We start from the raw sequence: 21,370 nt of genomic DNA, 5'->3' as shown, positions 1-21,370 counted from the left end.
CACTTTTTGTTCTCCGTTCACAAGACGTTCTCGTTCGATTTTTGTTCTCATGACGACCGCCCCTCGTCGGGGGCGCGGCGACCCGATATCCCCAGAGAAAGGCCGGCGGGCATCGACGCCCGCCCCCGTGGCTCGAGCGGTCTCAACCGACCAGCGCCGTCTTCACGGCGGTCGCGAGTTGCTTCAGCGTGAAGGGCTTAGGCAGGAAGCCGAAGCGCTCGTTGGCCGGGAGATTGCGGGCGAAGGCTTCCTCGGCGTAGCCCGAGACGAAGATGATCCTGAGATCGGGGCGCGTCTTGCGCAGTTCGCGCAGGAGCGACGGCCCGTCCATCTCCGGCATGACGACATCGGAGACGACGAGATCGATGCGGCCGCCGGCCTCGCGCATCACCTTGAGTGCCTCGGTGCCGGTCGATGCCTGGTGGACGGTGTAGCCGCGGGAGGCGAGCGCGCGGGCGGCGAAGGCGCGCACGGCCTCCTCGTCCTCGACAAGCAGGATCGTGGCGTTGCCGGTAAGGTCCGAGGCGGCCGCACCCGGGGCGGGGACGGGATCGCGGTGCGCCCCCTCGGGCTCGGCCCGAACGCGCGCACCGGGCGCGCCGTCGGTGTCGGCGTCGGCGGCGGCGTCGGCGCGGACAGCGCCCGAGAACGCCTCTTCCAGGTCGGATTGCAGGGCCGCGGGCGGGCGCTGCGGCAGGCCACGCGAGGCGTCTGCGCGGGGCGCCTCGGTCCGCGACGTCTCCAACCGCGAGATCTCGGTGCGCGCCATCTCGGCCCGGAGGGTCTCGGACCGCGCCGTCTCGCCCCGGACAGCGTCGGCGCGCTCTGCGCTCGCCGCGCGCGGCAGCAGGATGCGAAAAACGGTGCCCTTGCCGATCTCGCTCTCGACGGCGATGTGACCGCCCGATTGGGTGACGATGCCGTAGACGGTCGACAGACCGAGGCCCGTGCCCTTGCCCACCTCCTTGGTGGTGAAGAAGGGCTCGAAGATCTTCTCCATCGTCTCCGCCGGCATGCCCGTGCCGGTATCGGCGATCTCGATCATCACGTGGTCGGCAGGGGGAAGTGCGCGACCGGCGAAGGCGCGCATCTCGGGCAGGGTGCGCAGGTCGGCCGCCGGGACGTTGAAGGTGCGGATGGTGAGGCGGCCGCCCTCGGGCATGGCATCGCGGGCGTTGACCGCGAGGTTCATCACGACCTGCTCGAGCTGGTTGACGTCGGCCATCACCGGCCACAGGTCGCGCCCGTGAACGACGCGCAGCTCCACCATCTCGCCGATGAGGCGGCCGAGCAGGATCGTGAGGTCGGCGAGCACGTCGGTGAGCACGATGCGCTCGGGCCGCAGGGTCTGGCGGGTCGCGAACGCCAGGAGCTGGCGGACGAGGCCCGCCGCCCGGTTGGCGTTCTGCTTGATATTCATGATGTCCTGGAAGAACGGATCGGTCGGCCGGTGGCTCGCGAGGAGCAGATCCGAGAAGCCGATGATCGCGGTCAGGACATTGTTGAAATCGTGGGCGACGCCGCCGGCGAGCTGCCCGATCGCCTGCATCTTCTGGCTCTGGGCGAACTGCACCTCCAGCGCACGCTGATCGGTGGTGTCGAGGGCATAGACGATCGCCGCGCCAGCGAGCCCGGCCCCGGCCTCGCCGGCGGGGGCGACATAGAAGCGGACATTGCGCTGACCGTCGCCGATCAGCGTCGCATCGACCGGCGCGATCTCGGCGATGCCGCCGACGGCGGCGGCGAGCGCCGCGGCGAGGCCGGCCCGATCGCGCTCGGCGAGCGCGTCGATGAGTCGGGTCTCGGTGCCGACGATGCCGCCGAACAGGCGGCGGAACGGTGCGTTGGAGAGGCCGACGCGGCCTGCCCCGTCGACCGAGGCGATGGCGAAGGGCGCGTTGTCGAAGAAATGGACGACGCTCGCGTCCGACAGGGCCGACAGCGGCGCCGTGGCCACCGGCTCCGCCCCGCGCTCGAGCACCAGCGTGCGCGCCTCGGCCGGGCGACCGTCCGAGCCGAACGTCACCCGGTGCATCAAGCGGACGCCGAGCGAGCCGCCGCCCTGGCGCTGGAGGCCGATGTCGAAGCGCTCGGTGCGGGTCTCGCCCGGGCGGCCGGTCAGGGCGGCGAGCGTGACGGCACCGCCCTCGCCGAGCAGGATCGCAAGGGTCGCCTGCCCCGTGTCGAAGGTCGCGAGATCGTAGCCGAGCCAGTCCGCGAGCGTCGCATTGAGGAAGACGATGCGCCCGCCCGCATCGGCGGCGAAGAAGCCGGCCGGGGCGCGGTCGAGGAAGTTGATGACGTTCTGGAGATCGAAGAACGCCGCCTCCTGGTCGTGCCGCGCCTCGGTCACGTCGACGAGGCGCCACAGCACGAGGGGGCGGGGCACATCGGCCACGGCGATCGGCGCGACGGAAAGACGATACCAGCGCGCGCCGCCGCTCGCGGAGCCGAAGCCGTTGGCGAGGCGCACCTCCTCCTCGGCCGGGCGGGCGGCGCGGGCGGCCTCGATCAGGCGGGCGAGCGGCTGGGCGGCCTCGTCGCGGCCGGCGAGCAGACGATCGAACGTCGGCAGATCGCGGACCCGCGCGCCGCCGCCGGTGAGTGCGCGGTAAGCGGGATTGGCATAGCGGACGGCACCGCTGGCGTCCGTGACGAGGATGGCGTCGGGATCGGCGGCCGCGACGGCCTCGGCGACGCCGTCGCGGCGCTCGTCACGGCCCACGAGGCCGACCGCGAGCGCGAACACGGTGAACACGCCGATTGCCGCCAGCGCCACGAGACCGCCGAGCACGTAGGGTTCGGCCTCTCCCGGCGAGGTGAGAGCGAAGAGGAGCGGGACGGCGAGGAGGACGACGAGCAGGAACAGTGCGAGCGCGGGCCGGCCGCGCCGGCGGGGTCGCCGGTCGGCATTGCTGGCGGGCTGGTGATCGGCGCTCACCCTCTCGGCCTCCGGCGCGACGGCCCCTCGCGGGGCGCGGGATTGACAGGCGCGAGCGTTCGTCGGTCGCGCACATCCCGGCGATCGTCGCATCGTGCGGTCACGATTAAAGGACCCGCAGCCGACGACAGAGGCCGAGAACTGCAACGATCTCTAACACGGGTCATTTAAATTCGGTTAGCTGTCTGCATTATTGGAAGAAAGCTGGGGCGGCGACGACCCCGCGGCCGCCTGCGGAAACCTCCGCAGCCGTGCCGGGAGCGACGCCGTTCGGCGGACATGAGGCGGAATGATGGGCGATTTCCTGACGGGTCTGGGGTTCGATCCGGGCGTTGCACGGATCGTGCAGCTGATCTTGGCAACGGTGATCGTGCTCGTCGCGCTGGTCGCGACGATGAGGCTCTACCGCTATCTCCTCGGCGTGCGCCGCGCGCACCAGTCGACCCATCGGCTGGAGCTGATGGAGACGCTGCCGATCGACAACCGGCGCCGCCTCGTGCTGGTGCGCCGCGACGGGGTGGAGCATCTCATCCTCGTCGGCGGCGTGACGGATGTGGTGGTCGAGGCCGCGATCGCGGATCACCGCGCGGCCGACCATCGCGGGGCCGATGATCGCGTCGCGCTTCGCCCGGCAAATCCGCGCCCGGAGGCGCCGCGCCCGCCCGCGGCGCGGGCGTTCCCGCCGCAGCCGCCCGAGCCGACCCGGACGGATGCGCCCCGGGCCGACATGCCGGCCGAACGCCATGCCGAGCCGGTTCCGCCGGCGGTGGCCGGCGAGGAGGCCCGCCCGGTGCGCCCTGCCCAGCCGCCGGCCCGACTTGCGCCTCAACCTGCGCCTCAACCTGCGCCGGCCCCCGCTGGCCCGTCCGCGACCGCACCGCGGGCGCCGCGTCCGGCCGACCCACCGGTTCCCGCCGCCAAGCGGGCCGAGCCTCCGATCCGCCCCGAGCCCGTCGTCGAGCCGGCACGGGGGGAGAATGCGCCGCCGTCAGGCCGGGCCGAGCCGGTCCGGGCCACACCGATCGCCGTGCGGGCGGATCTCACCGCTGTCCGGGCAGAGCCGCATCCGGACCCCGCGCGGCACGAGGCACCGCCGATCGTGTCACGAACCGAGACCGCCCATCCAGCCGCACCGAAGCCGGCCCCGCGTGTCGAGAGCCCGGCACCCGCCCCGTCCGTCGCCCTCCGCACGCCCACTGCGCATCCGGCGCGACCCAACGCCGCCCCGGCGGTCGGTCCCGCGGCGCCCAGAGCCCCGCAGCCGGTGTCGGCGTCCGCACCGCCCGCGTCGCCCTCATCGGCACCGGCCTCGCCGGCGGCCTCGGCACCGACATCCTCGGCACAATCCTGGGCCCGCTCGCTGCCTCGCGTCGAGCCGCGGGCGGCAATCGATGTGGACGGGGCCGGCGCGCCGAAGGCGGAGAAGCCGCCGACCGTCGAACCGGCCGCGCCGGTCGAGCCGCCGTCCCGCGAGCCGCGCATCGCCGCCGCCTACCAGGAACATTCGGACGATCTCGATCCGGCGGAACGGCTGGAACAGGAGATGTCGCGCCTGCTCGGGGACTTCACGCCGCCGCAGCGGTGACGACCGCGCCCGGCCGGCCGCCCAAAAACAAACGGGGCGGCCGAAGCCGCCCCGTCGAGATCGAGATGGAAGCGCCGCGAGCCGCGGCGCCCGCGCGAAATCAGCGCTTCGAGAACTGGAAGGAGCGGCGAGCCTTCGCCCGGCCGTACTTCTTACGCTCGACGGTGCGCGAGTCGCGGGTGAGGAAGCCGCCCTTCTTGAGGACCGACCGCAGCTCCGGCTCGTAATAGGTGAGCGCCTTGGAGATGCCGTGGCGCAGCGCTCCCGCCTGGCCCGACAGACCGCCGCCCGAAACCGTGGCGTGGATGTCGTACTGGTTCTCGCGGCCCGCCACCGAGATCGGCTGGCGGATCGTCATCTGCAGAACCGGACGCGCGAAATAGACCGCGAAGTCCTTCTCGTTGACGACGATCTTGCCGGTGCCGCGGGTCACCCACACGCGGGCGACGGCGTCCTTGCGCTTGCCGGTCGCGTAGGCGCGGCCCAGGGCGTCGAGCTTCTGGACGTGGACCGGAGCTTCCGGCACGTCGCGCTCGGCACCGAGAGCGGAGCCCAGCTGATTCAGGGTCTGGAGTTCAGCCATGGTGATCAATCCGCCCGCTTGTTCTTGGAATTGAGCGCGGCGACATCGAGCTTGGTCGGCTGCTGCGCCTCATGAGGATGCTCAGCGCCGGCATAGACGCGCAGATTGCGGAGCTGCTGACGGGTCAGCGGGCCGCCCGGCATCATGCGCTTCACGGCGAGTTCGACGACGCGCTCGGGGAAACGGCCCTCGAGGATCTGGCGCGGAGAGCGCTCCTTGATCCCGCCGATAAAGCCGGTGTGCCAGTAGTAGCGCTTGTCGGTATATTTGCGGCCGGTCAGAACCACCTTGTCCGCGTTGACAACAACGACGTTGTCACCGCAATCGACGTGGGGCGTGAAGGTCGGCTTGTGCTTGCCACGCAGGCGCATGGCGATGAGCGAAGCAAGCCGGCCGACGACGAGGCCCTCGGCGTCGATCAGGATCCAGTTCTTCTCGACCTCTGCGGGCTTCGCCGTATAGGTCTTCATCGTGCTCGTTTCCGTCTGAGATCGGGTTGTGCGCGGCCGCGACGCTGGGAGGAAATCCGCTTCGCCGGGCCGCCTCGCCGCTCGGAGCCTGCTCCCGGACGCATCCGGTGGCTCGGGCCCACAAACGGCGCGCGGCGCCTCTCGACGCCGCAGCCGCGGTTCCTTTAGGGGGTCGCCGCCGGCGCGTCAAGCGCGAATTTGTTGGCTCGATTTAAAAACGCATGCAAAAACAGTTACTTATGTTTTCGGTATGATAATACCACAAATTTTCGGGGGCTACGGACCGGATTTTTTCCTCCCTTCCTCCCGGAAAGCGGGGGAGGCTCGTGCGGCCGCCACGATTCGCCGCCATGATGCGCCAGCCTTCGCGGAGCCTGCCCGATGCCCCAGACCCTCTTCCGCCTCCCTCTCGCGGCCGCCGCCCTCATCCTTGCGGCACCGGCGCTCGCCCAGACCGCGGCGCCCGCCGCCGGGACCAAGACGACGCCCGGGGCCGAACTGACGGCACCCTCCCCCACCGTCCCCGTTCCGGGATCGCCCGACCCGGCGGCGGCCGAGCAGGGCGGCACCGACGCGGGCGGCGCGGATGGGATGCCGCCGAACATTCCGGAGCTCTCGAACACCACGACCGATCAGGTTCCGCTCACCACCGACCTGGTGCAGCGGCTGATCGATTCGTGGCCGGAGATGAGCGCGCTCGCCTCGGACTTCACCGATCAATACGGCATCGACGAGGATGCGCCCGACCCGGCGGCGGTGTTCGGCGCCTGGGCGAGCCACCCGGAGGCGAAGGCGAAGATCGACGCGGTCATCGCCAAGCACGGCTTCAAGGACCTCGACGAGTGGACCAAGGTCGCGAACAGCATCCTCATCGCCTACGATTGGGATGACGATCTCGTCGATCCGAAGAAGATCGAGGAGGCGGTCCACGACATCGACAAGACGCCGGGCCTGAGCCAGGCGGAGAAGGACGCCCTGATCGCCCAGGTCAAGGAGCAGGCCGCCTCCGCCGAGGAATCCCGGCCGCTGCCGGGCAACCGCGAGGTCATCGCGCCGTTCTCCGACCGCATCGCCAAGGGCATCGGCGAAGAGGCCTCCGGCGACCAGTGAGGCGGGCCGCCGGCGCCCCGAGCCGCTTGCGCCCGCGCCCGGCCGCGACCACATCGAAGGCCCCGCCGCGCGCGATTGCGCGGCGTTCCTCGATGGAGAGCGTGTGCGATGGTTGCCGATCCGGACCGCCCCGACGCCTATTCCGACGACCTCATCACACGCGTGCTCGGCGAGGCGAAGACGATCGCCCTCGTCGGCGCGAGCCCTAATGTGGCCCGGCCCTCCTACGGCGTGATGGCCTTCCTGATGTCACGCGGCCACAAGGTGATCCCGATCAATCCGGGTCAGGCGGGCAAGACCATCCACGACGAGACGGTCTATGCGCGGCTGTCGGACGTGCCGGTGGCGGTCGATCTCGTCGACGTCTTCCGCGACTCGGCGGCCGTCGCCGGCCTCGTCGACGAAGCGCTGGCGCTGCCGACCCGGCCGAAGGCGATCTGGCTGCAACTCGGCGTGCGCGACGATGCGGCCGCGGCCCGTGCCGAAGCGGCCGGCCTCACAATCATCCAGAACCGCTGCCCCGCAATCGAATACGGCCGGCTCGGACTCTGAGGGGGCGGCTCCGACCACGCCGCTTCACCGCGCCGGGCGGACGTGCTGGCGAGACGGCTGCGGATGCGATATTCCCATCCGAACATATCGAAACGGAGCCGACCTCATGAAGATCAGCGCGCGCAACGTCCTCAAGGGGACCATCGTCGAGATCACCAAGGGCGCCACCACCTCCCACGTCCGCCTCGACATCGGCGGCTCGATCGTCACCGCCTCGATCACCAACGAGGCCGTGGACGATCTCGGCCTTGCGGTCGGCGGCGCGGCGGCGGCCGTCATCAAGGCGTCCGACGTGATGATCGCCGTCGAGTAAGCCGACAGGGTCGCCGGATCGGCGCGGCCCTGCAGGAAACTTTCAGAGCTATTTCAGTTTCCGAAGGCCTGTGACATCGTCCGCCCCGTTCGCCGCCGCGGCAGGCACCGCCGCGCGGCCCGAGGGAGGGAAAGCATGTCCGTTGCCGAACACGCCGCCGCGCCGGGGCATCCCGACGTTCTCGTCGTCGGCGCCGGCCCGACCGGGCTGTCGCTCGCGATCACGCTCCGCCTGCACGGCGCGAGCGTCCGCATCATCGACCGCGCCGCCCATCCGGCGCCCGTCTCGAAGGCGCTCGCCTTGTGGAGCGCCAGCCTCGAAGCGCTGCGGGGCATGGGTGTGGTCGACACCTTCCTCGAGGCGGGCGCGCGCCTCAACGCCCTCGTGATCGGCGATGGCGACCGCGAGCTCGCCCGCCTCGCGGTCGGCGACGGCATCGACAGCCCGTTCCCCTTCCCGCTGCTGCTCGCGCAGTCGCGCACCGAGGAAATCCTCACCGCCCGCCTCGCCGCGCTCGGCACCACGATCGAGCGCGAAGTCGAGTTCGCCACGCTCGCCCAGGACGCCACCGGGGTCACGGCGACCGTGAAGCGGCCGGACGGCAGCGAGGAGATCGTGCGGTCCGCCTATCTGGTCGGCTGCGACGGCGCGCGCAGCGCGGTACGCCACGCCCTCGCCATTCCCTTCGAGGGCTTCACCGAGCCGGCGACCTATCTCCTCGGCGACGTGCGCTTTTCCGATCCGCCCCTCGACCACCGCTCGATCTATCTGTGGTGGCACCAGGGCAGCACGATCGCACTGTTCCCCTTCGGCGACGATCTCTGGCGCATCTTCGCGGTGCGCGCCGAGGGCGCCGGCGACGCGCCCCCCGACATCGCCGAATTGCAGCGCCACCTCGACCGCCACGGGCCGCGCGGACTGCACATCACCGAGGCGACCTGGCTCTCGGCCTTCCGCATCAACGCCAGGCTCGCGCAGAATTATCGCGAGGGCCGCGTCTTCCTCGCGGGCGATGCCGCCCACATCCACAGCCCCGCCGGTGGCCAGGGCATGAACACGGGCATTCAGGACGCCGTCAATCTCGGCTGGAAGCTCGCGGCGGTGCTCAAGGGCACCGGCGACGCCGAGATGCTGCTCGCGAGCTACGGCGCGGAACGGCGGCCGGTCGCCCGCGACGTCGTCGACGGCGCTTCACAGAAGCTGCACCTCGCCTTCTCGGGCGGTGGCCTCACCCGGGTCGCCAAGGACATCGCGGTGTCGATCTTCGGCAACCTGCCCGTCGTGCAGCGCAAGCTCCAGGTCGAGTTGTCGGAGACGGAGGTGGTCTATCGCGACGGCCCGCTCGTTGCGCTGGGCGGCGGCGCCCCCCGGCGAGCCGGGCGCGGCGACGTCGGCGGCCGGGCTCTCGACGCGCCGCTTCTCGACGATCAAGGCGGCGCCGGCTCGCTGTGGCCGCTCCTCTGCGTGCCGCGCCACACCCTTCTGGTGTTCGGCGAGGCGCCGCTTCCCGCTGCGCTCGCGGCGCGCGAGGGCGCCGATCTCCGGATCCTCCGCCTCGACGCGGCCCGCGATCCCGCGGGCACGGTGGCACGACGCTACGAGATGGCGCGGGGTGGCTGGGTTCTGGTGCGTCCCGATCAGGTCGTCGCCGCCCGTGGCGCGTCGCTTGACGCCCCCGACCTCGCTCGCTACCTCGGCCGTGTCGTGTCGCCGGCCGCCGTCGCCTGACCGCGCCGCCATCGCCTCAGGGGGTAGGTTTCATGCCGTCTACCGGCACCGTGCTTCCCCGGTCGATCTCGACGACGGGCCGTCCGGTCGCATCCTCGCCGCGGCCCGCCTGATCTTCGCCGACCGGCTCTATAGCGGGCTCACGATGGACGGGCTCGCCGCCGCGCTCGGTATGAGCAAGAAGACGATCTATGCGCACTTCCCCTCGAAGGAAGCGCTGATCGGCGCCCTCGTCGAGGCGACCGGGCGGACCATCCGCCGCCGCGTCGGCGAGGTGCTCGCCGATCCGAACCGGGATTTCGCCGGGCGGCTCGAAGGGGTGCTCGCGATCGTCAGCACCTATCTCGGGCTTCTCACGCCGCCGCTCGTCGACGACCTCGCCCGCCACGCCCCGCAGATCGTCGCTGCCATCGACGCCCTCAAGGCGCGCAACATCCCCCTCGTCATCGGCGAGGTGCTGCGTGGCGGCGTCACCGCCGGGCTGGTTCGCGACGACATCGACATCCCGTTCGCGGTCGAGTTCTGGCTCGAAACCATCAAGGGCCTGCACACCCCGGCCTCGCTCGCCCGCACGGAACGGACACCGCGGGCGGTGTTCGACGAGGCTTTCGCTCTCTTTCTCGCCGCCCTGCTCACCGATCGCGGCCGGGCGACGCTCGGCTCGGGCCGCACCGCCGCGCCGTCGGCCCCGTGAGGCGACCGCCGATCCGCCTTTGACCTGAACGCCCCGTTGCACGACAGTGCCGCGCGGATTCGGAAAAAAGACGGAGGAAAATCATGAGCGAGAACGAAACGCCGGCCGAGCACGCCCCGGGCTTCGCGACCCTTGCGGTGCATGCCGGCGCGCAGCCGGATCCCGCCACCAAGGCGCGGGCGACGCCGATCTACCAGACCACCTCGTTCGTGTTTGACGATGTCGATCACGCCGCCTCGCTGTTCGGGCTCCAGGCGTTCGGCAACATCTACACCCGCATCGGCAACCCGACCTGCGCGGTGCTCGAAGAGCGCATCGCCGCCCTCGAAGGCGGCACCGCGGCGCTCGCCGTCGCGTCGGGCCACGCCGCCCAGCTCCTCGTCTTCCACACCCTGATGCAGCCGGGGGACGAGTTCGTCGCCGCCCGCCAGCTCTATGGCGGCTCGATCAACCAGTTCAATCACTCGTTCAAGCGCTTCGGCTGGACCGTGCAATGGGCGGAAGCGGGCGACATCGCCTCCTTCGAACGCGCCATCAGCGACCGCACCAAGGCGATCTTCGTCGAATCGCTGGCGAACCCGTCGGGTTCGATGACCGATCTCGAGGCGATCGCGGCGATCGCCCGCAAGGCCCGCGTGCCGCTCATCGTCGACAACACCCTGGCGACGCCCTACCTGGTGCGGCCGTTCGACCACGGCGCGGACATCGTCGTCCACTCGGCGACCAAGTTCCTCGGCGGCCACGGCAACTCGATCGGCGGCCTGATCGTCGACGGCGGCTCGTTCGATTGGTCGGCGGACGACCGCTTCCCCGCGCTCAGCCAGCCGCGCCCGGATTATGGCGGCATGGTCCTGCATCAGGCGTTCGGCAATTTCGCCTTCGCCATCGCCGCCCGCGTGCTCGGCCTGCGCGACCTCGGGCCGGCCTTGTCGCCCTTCAACGCCTTCCTGATCGCGACCGGCATCGAGACGCTGCCCTTGCGCATGCAGCGCCACTCCGACAACGCCAAGGCGGTCGCGACCTTCCTCCAAAGCCATCCGAAGGTCGCGTGGGTCGCCTATGCCGGCCTGCCGTCCGACCCGACCCACGCACTGGCGCAGAAATATTCGCCGCGCGGGGCCGGTGCGGTGATGACGTTCGGGCTGAAGGACGGCTTCGATGCCGGCGTGAAGCTCGTCTCGTCGGTGAAGCTGTTCTCGCACCTCGCCAACATCGGCGACACGCGGTCCCTGATCATTCACCCGGCCTCGACCACCCACCGCCAGCTCACCGACGCTCAGAAGACGTCGGCCGGCGCCGGCCCGGAAGTGGTGCGTCTGTCGGTCGGCATCGAGGACGTCGCCGACATCATCGGCGACCTCTCGCAGGCGCTCGACCAGATCTGAGCCGACGGCGTCCCGGGGCCGGTGCGCGGTTCCGGGACGCGCTCCGGTCAAGCGCGTGCGGTGGCCCCGATCGGCGGCGTCAGCGAGCGGGCGTGCACCGTCGCGGCCGAGAGCAGGATCGCGGCGCCGAGCTGATGGGCGAGCCCGAGATCGAGCGGCACCATGTGGATGAGGGCGAGCACGCCGAGCGTCGCCTGGGCGAGCGCCAGGAACAAGAGTGCGACGGCGCCGCGCGCCGCGCCGGTGCCGCGCGACAGATAAGCCTGCACCACGATCACCACGACGAGGGCATAGGCGATCATGCGGTGGTCGAACTGCACCGTGAGCGGATTTTCGAACAGGTTCGCCCACCACGGCGCCTGAACGAACAGGTTGCCCGGCACCAGCCCGCCATCGATCAGCGGCCAGGTGTTGAAGGTCCATCCGGCGCGCAGGCCGGCGACGAGGCCGCCGAGAAAAATCTGCAGGAGCACACCGGCGACGACGAAGCGCGCGAGCCGGCGCAGGCGGGCCGGGCTCGACGCCGCGCGGACGTCGCCGACCGGCCGAAGCCCTGTCGCCACCCAAAGCGTGGCGACCAGAATGAAGCAGGCGAGCGTCAGGTGGATCGCGAGGCGGTATTGGCTGACCTCGACCCGATCGACGAGGCCCGAGGCGACCATCCACCAGCCGACGAAGCCTTGCAGGCCGCCGAGGGCGAGGAGGCCGACGAGCGGGAGGCCGAGGCCCTTCGGGATCCAGCCGCGCACCCAGAAGAACAGAAGCGGCAGGGCGAACACGAGGCCGATCACCCGCCCGAGCAGCCGGTGGCTCCACTCCCACCAGAAGATGAACTGGAAGCCCTCGAGGGTCATGCCAGCGTTCATCTCCTTATATTGTGGGATCTGCTGGTACTTGAGGAACTCCTCCTGCCATTCCGCGGCGTTGAGCGGCGGCAGGACACCGTGGATCGGCTTCCACTCGGTGATCGAGAGGCCGGATTCGGTGAGCCGCGTGGCGCCGCCCACGACGATCATGGCGATGATCATGATGGCGACGGCGACGAGCCACGTGCGGATGGCGGCGCGGCGGCGGGCAAGCGTCGTCGGGTTAAGGCTCGCCGCGGCGGCGGCAGAGGCGGCATGCGATGGGGTCGTTCGAGGCGTCGTGATCGTCATGGTGTCCGTTCCCGTGCGGCGATTGTATAGGGTGGGAACGGCAGCGGCGCGCCATTTTCGCGACCGCCGCGACACCGGGTCGCGAATCCGGACGACGACGAAACGAAATCGGGAGGAACCGGGGATGATCGCGCCACGCCTGCGCAAGCTGATTGGGACGGTGGTGCTCGTCGCGTTCGTGACGGTCTATTCGCTCACCGTGATGGCGATCGGCGCGCCGATCATGGCGGTCCACGGCCACGGCATCGGCATGGTGTTCTACGCCGTCGCAGGCCTCGTCTGGACGATCCCCGCCGGCGCCGTGATCTGGTGGATGGAACGCAAGCCGAAGACGTGAGCCGCCCGCTCAGGCCGCCTTGAGCGCGTGCGGGGTGCTCGATCCCCGGCGCTCGGCGACCGGGCCCTCGAGGGCGGCGACGATGACCGGTCCGCCGGCGAAGCGGGTGAGGCGCTCGTGGGCGGCGCGCACGCCGGGAGCGCAGGCGTCGCGGTCGGTGACGAGGAGGACCGCCCCGAGCCCCTTCCAGGGACGCTCGGCGAGCACCGCCGCATCCTGCGGCGCGAGGTGCACGACGACGCGGTCATAGGCGTGGACGAGGGCTTCGACGACCGCCTGGATGCGCTCGGCGCCGGCGCCGAGATCGGCCCGGCAACCGCGCAGCAGATAGGAGCGGCCGTTGCCGGTGCGGATGATGGCTTCGGCGAAGGACGCCTCGCCGGCGGCGAGCGCCCCGAACGGCGATTTCGGTGCGGCCGCGGCCTCCGCGGAGAGATCGACCAGCACCGCGGGTGCCGCGTCTCCGGCCCCGGCAAGAAGGCGCGCCACGGCGCCCGAGCCGACCGCCGATCCCGTCGCCACCACCGCGATCGAGCCGCCCTCCTCCGGACGCGAGGCCCAGATCGCCGCCGCCGAGCGCCGGCTCGCCGGGGTCGCGGCCCCGGCCGCCGGCAGGCGGATATCCACGGGCACCGCATCGACGATGCTCGGCGCCTCCGGCACGAAATGGGCGGTCGCCCGCCGGTACAGGGTCCACAGGTCGAGCCCGAGCCCGAGCCCGGCCGCGGCGAGACCGGCGGCCAGCGCGGCAAGGCCGATCATCAGATTGTCCCGCGCCCGTATCGGCTCGGCGCGCAAGGCGATGTGCGCCTTGGGACCGCCGGTCACGTCGCCGGTCATCGTCACATAGGAATCGGCGACCGCGTTCGCGGCCCGCACGGCGTCCGAGGCATCGTCGGCATCGAGGGCGACGGCCAGCGAATCGGTGCCGTAACGGCTGACGCTCATCGCCTCGGCGAGCCGCCCGACGCGGGCGTCCTCGGCAGTGGCGGCGGGCCCCGGCAGGCCGAGCGCGGCGACGACGCGCGAGCCTGGGGCGGCGGGCACGAGGCTGCGGGTCAACGCTTCGGCCCGGCCGTCGTCGAGGGCGCGTGCGGCGACGCGCAGGAATTCGGGAGATTGGATGAGCTGCGCCGCGGCGGCGACCTGGGCGTCGCGCAAGGCGACGTCGGCGGCCGGATCGGCGACGGTGATGCGGGCGACGGCACGGGCCTCGGGCGTCAGCGCCCGGCCCGCGAGGAAGGCGGCGACGGTGATGCCGGCGGCGACGAGACCCCAGCGGGCGCACCGCGCGACGGTGCCGCTCCCGGAGACCGGCTCCCGGCGCATGAGCTCCGCCGCGAAGGCGAGATCGACCATGCTGACGCCACTCCACACTGCTTAGGACGCGCAGTGTGGACCGGCACGGTAAGCGCCCGGTTAACGGCGGCCCACCCATGGGACCGCACTTAATGGCCAGGTGGCAACGAAAAGCGGCGCGGCCCTTCCGGACCGCGCCGCTCTGTTCCGTGGGACGGGACGCGCCGCGCCGGCGCTCCGCCTTATTTGCCGATCGACGGCCCGATGGTGGACGAGCCGTGGATGACCTGACCGATGAAGCCGAAATCGGCGCCGCCGGTCGGCGTCTTCTGAGCGTAGAAATCGAAGACCTTGCCGTCCTTGAGGCCGTAATCGGCGATCTGCTTCACATGGCCCTGCTCGTCGAAATAGATGGCGACGACGCGCTGATCGATCACCTTCGGCATCATGAAGGCCATCTGCCGGCGGGTGGTCTGGGTGATGTAATAGAAGACGCCGTTGCCGACCGTGGACGTGGTCGAGGGCGTGCCGAGGGCGAGAAGCACCTGCTCGCGGCTCGCGCCGATCGGCACCTGGGCCAGCGCATCGGGCGTGATCACGTAACCGTGGGTCAGCGTTTCGCTGGTTCCGCAGCCGGCGAGAAGCCCGGCTCCGACCAGAACGGCGATCAGTCCCGCGGCACCGGAGCGCCGCAGGCGCGCACCGGCCGAAGACAGGACGCCCGGGAGAGACGGTGAGGCGGGGCGCCCCTCGAACGGCAAGTCGTCGTCACGCTGCACCTTGGCTTCCTCCGAAAGCTGCGATAGTGGTCCTCGAACGCCGCGCCGGCCGCGTCCGCGCCCGGTATCCGAGCGCCGCCCGGAGCGAAAATCAGTAGCCCAAGGCGCTGAATTCCTGCAACGAGGCGATGGCGCCGCGCGCATGATTTTCAAGCTGTTTCGCCGCAACGAACCCGAACCCTTCGCGCTCTATGGGGCGATCGTGGCGCAGGCGCGGCAGCCCACGTTCTACACGTCCTTCGCCGTGCCCGATACGCTCGATGGGCGCTTCGACATGGTGGTTCTCCACATCGTCCTCATCTGCCGCCGCCTACGCGGACCGGGCGGGGCGGACGAGACCGGCAGCCAGGCCCTGTTCGATCTCTTCATGCGCGACATGGACCGCTCGCTGCGCGAGATGGGCGTCGGCGATACCGCCGTGCCGAAGCGCATCAAGAAGATGATCGCCGCCTTCTACGGCCGCCTCTCGGCCTATGTCGCCGCCCTCGATTCGGGCGATCTCGACGACTTGGCGGCAGCGATCGCCCGCAACATATTCCCCGATGCCGAGCGGCCGGGCGAGTCCGCCGCGCTCGCCGCCTACGCCGCCGCCGCGGCGCACGCGCTCGAGGCGAGCGACGACGCGGCGATCGCCGACGGACGCATCGCCTTCCCCGCACTCGATCCCTTCCTGCCCGGCCCGGAGCCGAGGTGACCCGATGTCGACACCCCAGATTCCCTTCACCCGCCCCTCTCGCTTGGCGAGATCACCGAAACGCCCTCGATCGTGCCGGTAACGGCCACCGAGGCGGAATGCCGCGCGCTCGCCACCTTCCTCGGCATTGCCGCGGTGGAGAGCTGCAAGGCGACCTACGAGGTCCGCAGCCGGCGCGACGGCGGCGTGATCGTCAACGGCACCGTGGGAGCCGCGGTCGTCCAGTCCTGCGTCGCGACGCTCGCGCCGGTCCCGCAGACCGTGGTGGAGAGAGTCCACATCACCTATCTGCCGCCGACCGTCGCGGCGAAGCTCGCCGAGGAGATCGATTTCGAGGTGACGGGCGACGATCCGCCGGACGTGCTCGACGGTACCACGATCGATCTCGGCGCGATCACCACGGAACATCTTGCGCTCGGCCTCGATCCCTATCCGCGGGCGCCGGGGGCAGAGTTCACCGTCGCGGGCGAGACCGAGGAGGCCGACGCGGACACCCCGCGCTCGCCGTTCGCCGAACTGGCCCGCCTCAAGGGAAACGCCCCCGACGGCGAACGCTGATGCCCGATCATCCCTGCCCGCACCGGTCCGTCGCCGCCTTCAAGGCGCGGTTGTCAGGGGTTGGGAATCCGCTATGTTCCAGCGCCGCCGATGCGCCGGGTTGCGCACACTCGAAGGCCGCGGCGCGGATCAAGGGAGTGCGATGACGAAGCCTGTCACCCTGTCGCTCGATGCCATGGGCGGCGACCGCGGCGCGGAGATGGTGGTGCCCGGGCGGATCTCGCCCTTGTCCGCTGCCCGTCGCTCAAGCTCGCCATCTACGGCGACGAGAAGATCGTCGGCCCCCTCCTTGACCGCCATCCGCGCGTCAAAGCCGCCGCCACCTTCCACCACACCGAGATCGCCGTCCGCATGGACGACAAGCCGAGTCAGGCGCTCCGCCAGGGCCGCTACCGCTCGAGCATGTGGCAGGCCATTGATGCCGTGAAGCGCGGCGAAGCCGGCGCGGCGATTTCCGCCGGCAACACCGGCGCGCTGATGGCGATGGCGAAGTTCTGCCTGCGCACCCTCGACGGCGTCGAGCGCCCGGCGATCGCCGGCATCTGGCCGACCCTGCGCGGCGAATCGATCGTGCTCGACATCGGCGCGACGATCGACGCCGACGCCCACCAGCTCGTCGATTACGCCATCCTCGGCGGCGCCATGGCGCGCGCGGTGCTGGGCGTCGAGCGCCCGACCGTCGGGCTCCTCAATGTCGGGGTCGAAGAGGTCAAGGGCATCGAGGAGATCAAGGCGGCCGGCCGCATGCTGCGCGAATCGCCGCTGGCCTCGTTCAGCTATCACGGCTTCGTCGAGGGCGACGATGTCGGTGCCGGCACCGTCGACGTCGTCGTCACCGACGGCTTCACCGGAAATGTCGCCCTGAAGACCGCGGAAGGCACTGCCAAGCAGATCGCGCGCCTGCTGCGCTCGGCGATGAACCGCACGTGGCGCTCGCGCATCGGCTATCTGCTCGCCAAGCCGGCCTTCGATGCGCTGCGCGAGAAGATGGACCCGTCGAAGGCGAACGGCGGCGTCTTCCTCGGCCTCAACGGCCTCGTCATCAAGAGCCATGGCGGCGCCTCGGCCGAGGGCTTCGCAAGCGCGATCGAACTCGGATACGACATGATCAAGAACGATCTCTGGGCGAAGATCGGCAACGATCTCGCCGCGTTCCGGCTCGGCGACGACCCGCTCGGCGAGCGTGGCCGTGCTGCCCCCGACGCGGCGGGCGCCGAGGCGTCCCGCGAAGACATGAATTCCTCCCCGCTGGCAGGTGAATTGTGAGCGTTGCCCGTTCCGTCATTCTCGGGTGCGGCAGCGCGCTTCCGTCCCACGTCATCACCAACGACGACCTGTCCCGCCGGATCGACACCTCGGACGAATGGATTCAGCAGCGCACCGGCATCCGCGAGCGCCGTATCGCGGCGGAAGGCGAGTTCACCTCGACCTTCGGCATCGCCGCGGCCCGGGTCGCCATGGCGCAGGCCGGCGTCGCGCCGGACGACATCGACCTCGTGATCCTCGCCACCTCGACCCCGGACAACACCTTTCCGGCGACGGCGGTGACGCTCCAGGCCGAGCTCGGCATCCGCCGCGGCGCGGCCTTCGATCTCCAGGCGGTCTGCTCGGGCTTCGTCTACGGCCTCACCGTCGCCGATTCCCTGTTGAAGACCGGCCAGGGCACCCGCGCCCTCGTGGTCGGCTCGGAGACCTTCTCGCGCCTGCTCGATTGGGAAGACCGCACCACCTGCGTGCTGTTCGGCGACGGTGCCGGCGCGGTCGTGCTCGAGGCCCAGCGCGGCCAGGGCGCGGCGAGCGATCGCGGCGTGCTCGCCTGCCGGCTGCGCTCCGACGGCCGGCACAAGGAGAAGCTCTTCGTCGACGGCGGTCCTTCGACGACCGGAACCGTCGGCCATCTCAGGATGGAAGGCCGCGAGGTCTTCAAGCACGCCGTCGCGATGATCACCGACGTCATCGAAGACGTGTTCGCCCAGACCGGGCTCGGCGCCGACGACATCGACTGGTTCGTGCCGCATCAGGCGAACCGGCGCATCATCGACCTGAGCGCCCAGAAGCTCGGGATCGCCCCGGAAAAGGTCGTCGTCACCGTCGACCGACACGGCAACACCTCGGCCGCCTCGATCCCCCTCGCCCTCGATGTCGCGGTACGCGACGGGCGGATCAAGCCGGGCGATCTGGTGCTTCTCGAAGCGATGGGCGGCGGTTTCACCTGGGGCGCCGTGTTGGTCCGCTGGTGAGGTCGATACGACGCGTCAGGTTGGAATTGACCAGGCGTTAACCAAGCAATACCGTTTCGCACCAACGCGTTCTAGGAGGGCTCCTCTCATCGGGGCCCTGGTGCTCGATCAATCGCTGAGGAGATGTGGGACGATGACGGGAAGGACCGTGACCCGGGCCGACCTCTGCGAGGCCGTTTATCAGAAGGTGGGCCTGTCCCGCTCTGAATCCTCCGACCTGGTCGAGATGGTTTTGCGCGAGATCTCCGATTGCCTGGCACGCGGGGAATCGGTGAAGCTCTCGTCATTCGGATCGTTCCTGGTGCGCTCGAAAGGCCAGCGCATGGGCCGCAATCCGAAGACCGGCGAGGAAGTGCCGATCGAGCCCAGACGGGTGATGGTGTTCAAGCCGTCGAACGTGCTCAAGGAGCGGATCAACGCCGGCGACGAGGCTGAAAGGGCTTGATCGTCCGCCCGATCCGCGCGAGGGCATGATGCGGGCGCGTGACCGCATGCGATTCGGCCGGAGATCGGCCCGCGGACGTCGCCGATATGGGGACCAGCCCGGTGGCGGCGGGCGACGAACAGGCGAGGGTCGGTGGCGTGGCATCGGAAAAGAGTCCTGAAGCCTTTCGCACCATCAGCGAGGTCGCCGAAGACCTCGAGATCCCCCAGCACGTTCTGCGCTTCTGGGAGACCCGCTTCACCCAGATCAAGCCGCTGAAGCGCGCTGGCGGGCGGCGCTATTACCGCCCCGACGACGTCGACCTCTTGCGCGGCATCCGCCATCTCCTCTATCGCGAGGGCTACACCATCCGCGGCGTGCAGCGCATCCTGGGCTCCCAGGGGCTGCGCCACGTGGTTGCGATCGGGCGCGGCGGGCCGGAGGCCATCGCCGCCCTCGCCGCGGTTCCGCACGAAAAGAGCGACGAGGCCGAGGGGCCGATGTTCGAATTCGAAGACGACGCCCGCGAGCGGCCCACCGTGTCCGCCGCCGTGCGCGCGGCGCGCGCGATCGACGCCGAGGCGGAGGCGCACTCGCGCGCCCTCGAAGCCCGCGAGCGCGACGACGAGCCGACGCTCGACCTCGTTCCCGGCGAGACCGTTCCCCGCGATATCCGCGTCGGCAACGAGGACGGCGAGGAGCACCGCGGCGGCTTCCGCTTCTTCGATCGGCTGCGCGGCGAGGGCAAGCACGCCGACGCCGGTCTGTCGCGCGAAGACATCCGCCGCCTCCAGGCGACCCTGTTCGACCTCCTCGAGTGCAAGCGCCTGCTCGATCAGGCGCGCTGAGGCGGAGGGCGCGACTCTGGATGCGCACTTTAACGCTTGAGGCGGAACCCATTGCGACCGGCGTGACGTTTTCGGACGAGGCCTTCCGTGTCACGCTCGATGACGGACGCGAACTGACGGTACCGCTGGCGTGGTTCCCGCGTCTCCTGAAAGCGACCCCATTCCAGCGCGCGAATTGGTCCTTGATTGGACAGGGAGAAGGACTTCGTTGGGACGAGCTCGACGAAGACATCTCCGTCGCCGGCCTCCTCGCCGGGCGCGGAGACCGGACGCGCCCCAAGCCGTCCGACGCGCGCGCCGCTTAGACCCCGCCCCGGATCGTGAAGCCCCGGCTTTCGATCGCCGTCCGCCTCGCTCCGCTCGCCGCGACACGCCCGCGTTCCCATATGAGGAGCGAACCGGCGCGGAGGCGAGGCGATGAAGAGAGTTCGACGTCCGAAAGGGAGCCATCCCTGGGCCGCCATGGCGGCGCTGGCGTTCGAGGCGCAGCAGGTGATCCTGATGCGCACCGCGATGCTCGCGGCCGGCGGCCCGAAGGCGAAGAAGGAAGCGCGGCGGATGGTGAGCGAGAAGGTCGCCGCCGCCATCGAGGCCTCGCAGAAGGCGATGGCCGGCGCCAGCGCCGACACCCTGATCCAAGGCTACCGGCGCAAAGTGCGCGCCAATGCCCGCCGCCTCGGGCGCGGCTAGCCGCCTCCCGGTCCTGTCGCAGGCGCCCGGGCGACCCGGTTTACCGGAATTCGAGCGCCCCTCCGCCCCGGAACGACGGGGCGAACCCGAGCGCAGCCAGCCGGCTCCCCACCGGCAATTGATGGCGAAGGCCCGTTTGCGCTTGCTCTCCGGCGCACGGACCGGTAGGACAACGGCCGTCGGAGCGTAGCGCAGCCTGGTAGCGCACTTGCATGGGGTGCAAGGGGTCGCGAGTTCGAATCTCGCCGCTCCGACCATCACGCCGAAGCTCAGATCCCCACGCTCGGCTCACATATTTTCCCGATCAGCTCATCTTTTCCCGCGGCCCGCGGGCACGAACGCGCGCGTCACAGCAGGCGGTCGAAGGCGGCAGCGCCGGGATCGGCGAGATCATGTAGGCGCCGGGCGGCGGCCTGGGCGAAGCGCAGCAGCAGCGCCTTGCGGGTCGCCCCCGGCATCGGATGCAGCGGTGCCTCGCGCAGGATCGCGGCCTCGTGACCGTCCGTCACCATCAGTCCCGCCTCCTCCGGAAAGATCTCCGCCGGGACCTCGGGCACGGTGGCGAAAAACAGCCGGTCGCAGTGCCGGCGATAATCCGGCCACTTCGCGTCGGCCCGAAAATCCGCAATCGACGACTTGATCTCGACGATCAGCACCTCACCCGTCGCCCCGAGGGCGATCAGGTCCGCCCGCCGGCCGGAGGCGAGCGGCAGCTCCGCGATCATCGCGAAGCCGTGCGCGCGCAACAGACGCCCGATGCCGCGGCGCACCCTGAGCGCCGTCTCGGATTGCCGCCCGTCAATCAAAGGATCGGCTGCGGCGAAGCTGCGGAAACCGGCCATGGCGATACCAGAAAGGGCGGAATTCATATTCTAACCCGCCCTATAGTTCTCTCTTTGTTCCGCATATTGCAAGACCCATCACGAGCTGTCCCACCGCGCCGACAACAGGATCGCGAAAGCCCCCACCGATAGGGTCGGCCC

General features: G+C 70.4%; 22 protein-coding genes, 1 tRNA gene and 1 pseudogene. 17 read left to right on the top strand and 7 right to left on the bottom strand.

Going from position 1 to position 21,370, the window contains the following annotated elements; translation table 11 throughout:
- Positions 1 to 142: 142 nt before the first annotated feature.
- Positions 143 to 2,941 (bottom strand): response regulator, encoded by a 2,799-nt coding sequence (locus tag F0357_RS14760; protein WP_208948351.1) that lies wholly within the window; start codon positions 2,939 to 2,941, stop codon positions 143 to 145.
- 289 nt (positions 2,942 to 3,230) lie between these two features.
- On the opposite strand from F0357_RS14760, the gene F0357_RS14755 reads away from it, so the two are divergent.
- Positions 3,231 to 4,526 (top strand): flagellar biosynthetic protein FliO, encoded by a 1,296-nt coding sequence (locus F0357_RS14755; RefSeq protein ID WP_153483362.1) that lies wholly within the window; start codon positions 3,231 to 3,233, stop codon positions 4,524 to 4,526.
- A gap of 100 nt (positions 4,527 to 4,626) precedes the next feature.
- On the opposite strand, the gene rpsI is transcribed toward F0357_RS14755, so the two are convergent.
- Together rpsI and rplM are read right to left on the bottom strand one after the other, a co-directional pair.
- Complete coding sequence (rpsI, locus tag F0357_RS14750; protein ID WP_153483360.1) at positions 4,627 to 5,109, bottom strand: 30S ribosomal protein S9; 483 nt, start codon at positions 5,107 to 5,109, stop codon at positions 4,627 to 4,629.
- Positions 5,110 to 5,114: 5 nt separating this feature from the next.
- Positions 5,115 to 5,579 carry a 50S ribosomal protein L13 gene (gene rplM / locus F0357_RS14745; RefSeq protein WP_153483358.1) on the bottom strand — a complete coding sequence of 155 codons (465 nt, stop codon included), beginning with the start codon at positions 5,577 to 5,579 and terminating at the stop codon, positions 5,115 to 5,117.
- Positions 5,580 to 5,960: 381 nt separating this feature from the next.
- Between rplM and F0357_RS14740 the strand changes: the two genes are divergently transcribed.
- The 6 genes from F0357_RS14740 to F0357_RS14715 all read left to right on the top strand — a co-directional run bounded on the left by F0357_RS14740 (position 5,961) and on the right by F0357_RS14715 (position 11,361).
- Positions 5,961 to 6,689 carry a hypothetical protein gene (locus F0357_RS14740; RefSeq protein WP_153483355.1) on the top strand — a complete coding sequence of 243 codons (729 nt, stop codon included), beginning with the start codon at positions 5,961 to 5,963 and terminating at the stop codon, positions 6,687 to 6,689.
- Positions 6,690 to 6,797: 108 nt separating this feature from the next.
- Entirely contained in the window at positions 6,798 to 7,241 is a 444-nt protein-coding gene (locus tag F0357_RS14735; RefSeq protein ID WP_153483353.1) for a CoA-binding protein, read from the top strand.
- A gap of 106 nt (positions 7,242 to 7,347) precedes the next feature.
- The gene (locus F0357_RS14730) at positions 7,348 to 7,554 is read left to right on the top strand and encodes a TOBE domain-containing protein (RefSeq protein WP_153483350.1); all 207 of its coding nucleotides are present in this window, start codon (positions 7,348 to 7,350) and stop codon (positions 7,552 to 7,554) included.
- A 135-nt stretch (positions 7,555 to 7,689) separates the two neighbouring features.
- On the top strand, positions 7,690 to 9,282 hold the full coding sequence (locus tag F0357_RS14725; RefSeq protein ID WP_153483347.1) for an FAD-dependent monooxygenase: 1,593 nt from the start codon (positions 7,690 to 7,692) through the stop codon (positions 9,280 to 9,282).
- Entirely contained in the window at positions 9,221 to 9,976 is a 756-nt protein-coding gene (locus F0357_RS14720; protein ID WP_153483338.1) for a TetR/AcrR family transcriptional regulator, read from the top strand. Before F0357_RS14725 ends, F0357_RS14720 begins: the two co-directional genes overlap by 62 nt.
- Before the next feature lie 83 nt (positions 9,977 to 10,059).
- Positions 10,060 to 11,361 carry an O-acetylhomoserine aminocarboxypropyltransferase gene (locus F0357_RS14715; protein WP_153483335.1) on the top strand — a complete coding sequence of 434 codons (1,302 nt, stop codon included), beginning with the start codon at positions 10,060 to 10,062 and terminating at the stop codon, positions 11,359 to 11,361.
- Positions 11,362 to 11,408: 47 nt separating this feature from the next.
- Here the strand turns inward: F0357_RS14715 and F0357_RS14710 are convergent, their stop codons facing one another.
- Positions 11,409 to 12,518: a COX15/CtaA family protein gene (locus F0357_RS14710; RefSeq protein WP_153483328.1), complete on the bottom strand. Its 1,110-nt coding sequence runs from the start codon at positions 12,516 to 12,518 to the stop codon at positions 11,409 to 11,411.
- Positions 12,519 to 12,642: 124 nt separating this feature from the next.
- On the opposite strand from F0357_RS14710, the gene F0357_RS14705 reads away from it, so the two are divergent.
- Positions 12,643 to 12,855: a DUF2842 domain-containing protein gene (locus F0357_RS14705; protein WP_153483326.1), complete on the top strand. Its 213-nt coding sequence runs from the start codon at positions 12,643 to 12,645 to the stop codon at positions 12,853 to 12,855.
- Between the two features lie 9 nt (positions 12,856 to 12,864).
- Here the strand turns inward: F0357_RS14705 and F0357_RS14700 are convergent, their stop codons facing one another.
- Complete coding sequence (locus F0357_RS14700; RefSeq protein ID WP_153483322.1) at positions 12,865 to 14,214, bottom strand: hypothetical protein; 1,350 nt, start codon at positions 14,212 to 14,214, stop codon at positions 12,865 to 12,867.
- Between the two features lie 182 nt (positions 14,215 to 14,396).
- Positions 14,397 to 14,870: an outer membrane protein assembly factor BamE gene (locus F0357_RS24595; RefSeq protein WP_376767836.1), complete on the bottom strand. Its 474-nt coding sequence runs from the start codon at positions 14,868 to 14,870 to the stop codon at positions 14,397 to 14,399.
- Positions 14,871 to 15,075: 205 nt separating this feature from the next.
- Here F0357_RS24595 and F0357_RS14690 point away from each other — a divergent pair, with 205 nt between their 5' ends.
- From F0357_RS14690 to F0357_RS14650, 9 genes and pseudogenes are all read left to right on the top strand, one after another.
- Complete coding sequence (locus tag F0357_RS14690) at positions 15,076 to 15,627, top strand: ubiquinol-cytochrome C chaperone family protein (protein WP_153483320.1); 552 nt, start codon at positions 15,076 to 15,078, stop codon at positions 15,625 to 15,627.
- 72 nt (positions 15,628 to 15,699) lie between these two features.
- Positions 15,700 to 16,185 (top strand): DUF177 domain-containing protein, encoded by a 486-nt coding sequence (locus F0357_RS24590; protein WP_153483317.1) that lies wholly within the window; start codon positions 15,700 to 15,702, stop codon positions 16,183 to 16,185.
- Between the two features lie 142 nt (positions 16,186 to 16,327).
- Positions 16,328 to 17,451 (top strand): annotated as a pseudogene (gene plsX / locus F0357_RS14680) (phosphate acyltransferase PlsX).
- Positions 17,448 to 18,425, top strand: coding sequence for a beta-ketoacyl-ACP synthase III (locus F0357_RS14675; RefSeq protein ID WP_312861604.1), 978 nt, complete (start codon positions 17,448 to 17,450; stop codon positions 18,423 to 18,425). The pseudogene plsX and the gene F0357_RS14675 overlap by 4 nt, the downstream one beginning before the upstream one ends.
- Positions 18,426 to 18,558: 133 nt before the next feature.
- The gene (locus F0357_RS14670; RefSeq protein WP_153487022.1) at positions 18,559 to 18,870 is read left to right on the top strand and encodes an integration host factor subunit alpha; all 312 of its coding nucleotides are present in this window, start codon (positions 18,559 to 18,561) and stop codon (positions 18,868 to 18,870) included.
- A 137-nt stretch (positions 18,871 to 19,007) separates the two neighbouring features.
- Positions 19,008 to 19,697, top strand: a complete 690-nt coding sequence (locus tag F0357_RS14665) for a MerR family transcriptional regulator (protein ID WP_312861603.1) — start codon at positions 19,008 to 19,010, stop codon at positions 19,695 to 19,697.
- Between the two features lie 20 nt (positions 19,698 to 19,717).
- Entirely contained in the window at positions 19,718 to 20,002 is a 285-nt protein-coding gene (locus F0357_RS14660; RefSeq protein WP_153483303.1) for a DUF2442 domain-containing protein, read from the top strand.
- Positions 20,003 to 20,114: 112 nt separating this feature from the next.
- On the top strand, positions 20,115 to 20,387 hold the full coding sequence (locus F0357_RS14655; protein WP_246161471.1) for a hypothetical protein: 273 nt from the start codon (positions 20,115 to 20,117) through the stop codon (positions 20,385 to 20,387).
- 180 nt (positions 20,388 to 20,567) lie between these two features.
- Positions 20,568 to 20,644: transfer RNA gene (locus F0357_RS14650), tRNA-Pro, on the top strand.
- A gap of 90 nt (positions 20,645 to 20,734) precedes the next feature.
- Here the strand turns inward: F0357_RS14650 and F0357_RS14645 are convergent.
- Entirely contained in the window at positions 20,735 to 21,229 is a 495-nt protein-coding gene (locus tag F0357_RS14645) for an MmcB family DNA repair protein (RefSeq protein WP_153487015.1), read from the bottom strand.
- Positions 21,230 to 21,370: the final 141 nt, after the last annotated feature.

Origin of the sequence: Segnochrobactrum spirostomi (genome assembly GCF_009600605.1) — a bacterium.
Taxonomy (GTDB): domain Bacteria; phylum Pseudomonadota; class Alphaproteobacteria; order Rhizobiales; family Segnochrobactraceae; genus Segnochrobactrum; species Segnochrobactrum spirostomi.
This window is presented reverse-complemented; position numbering and strand designations above follow the sequence as displayed.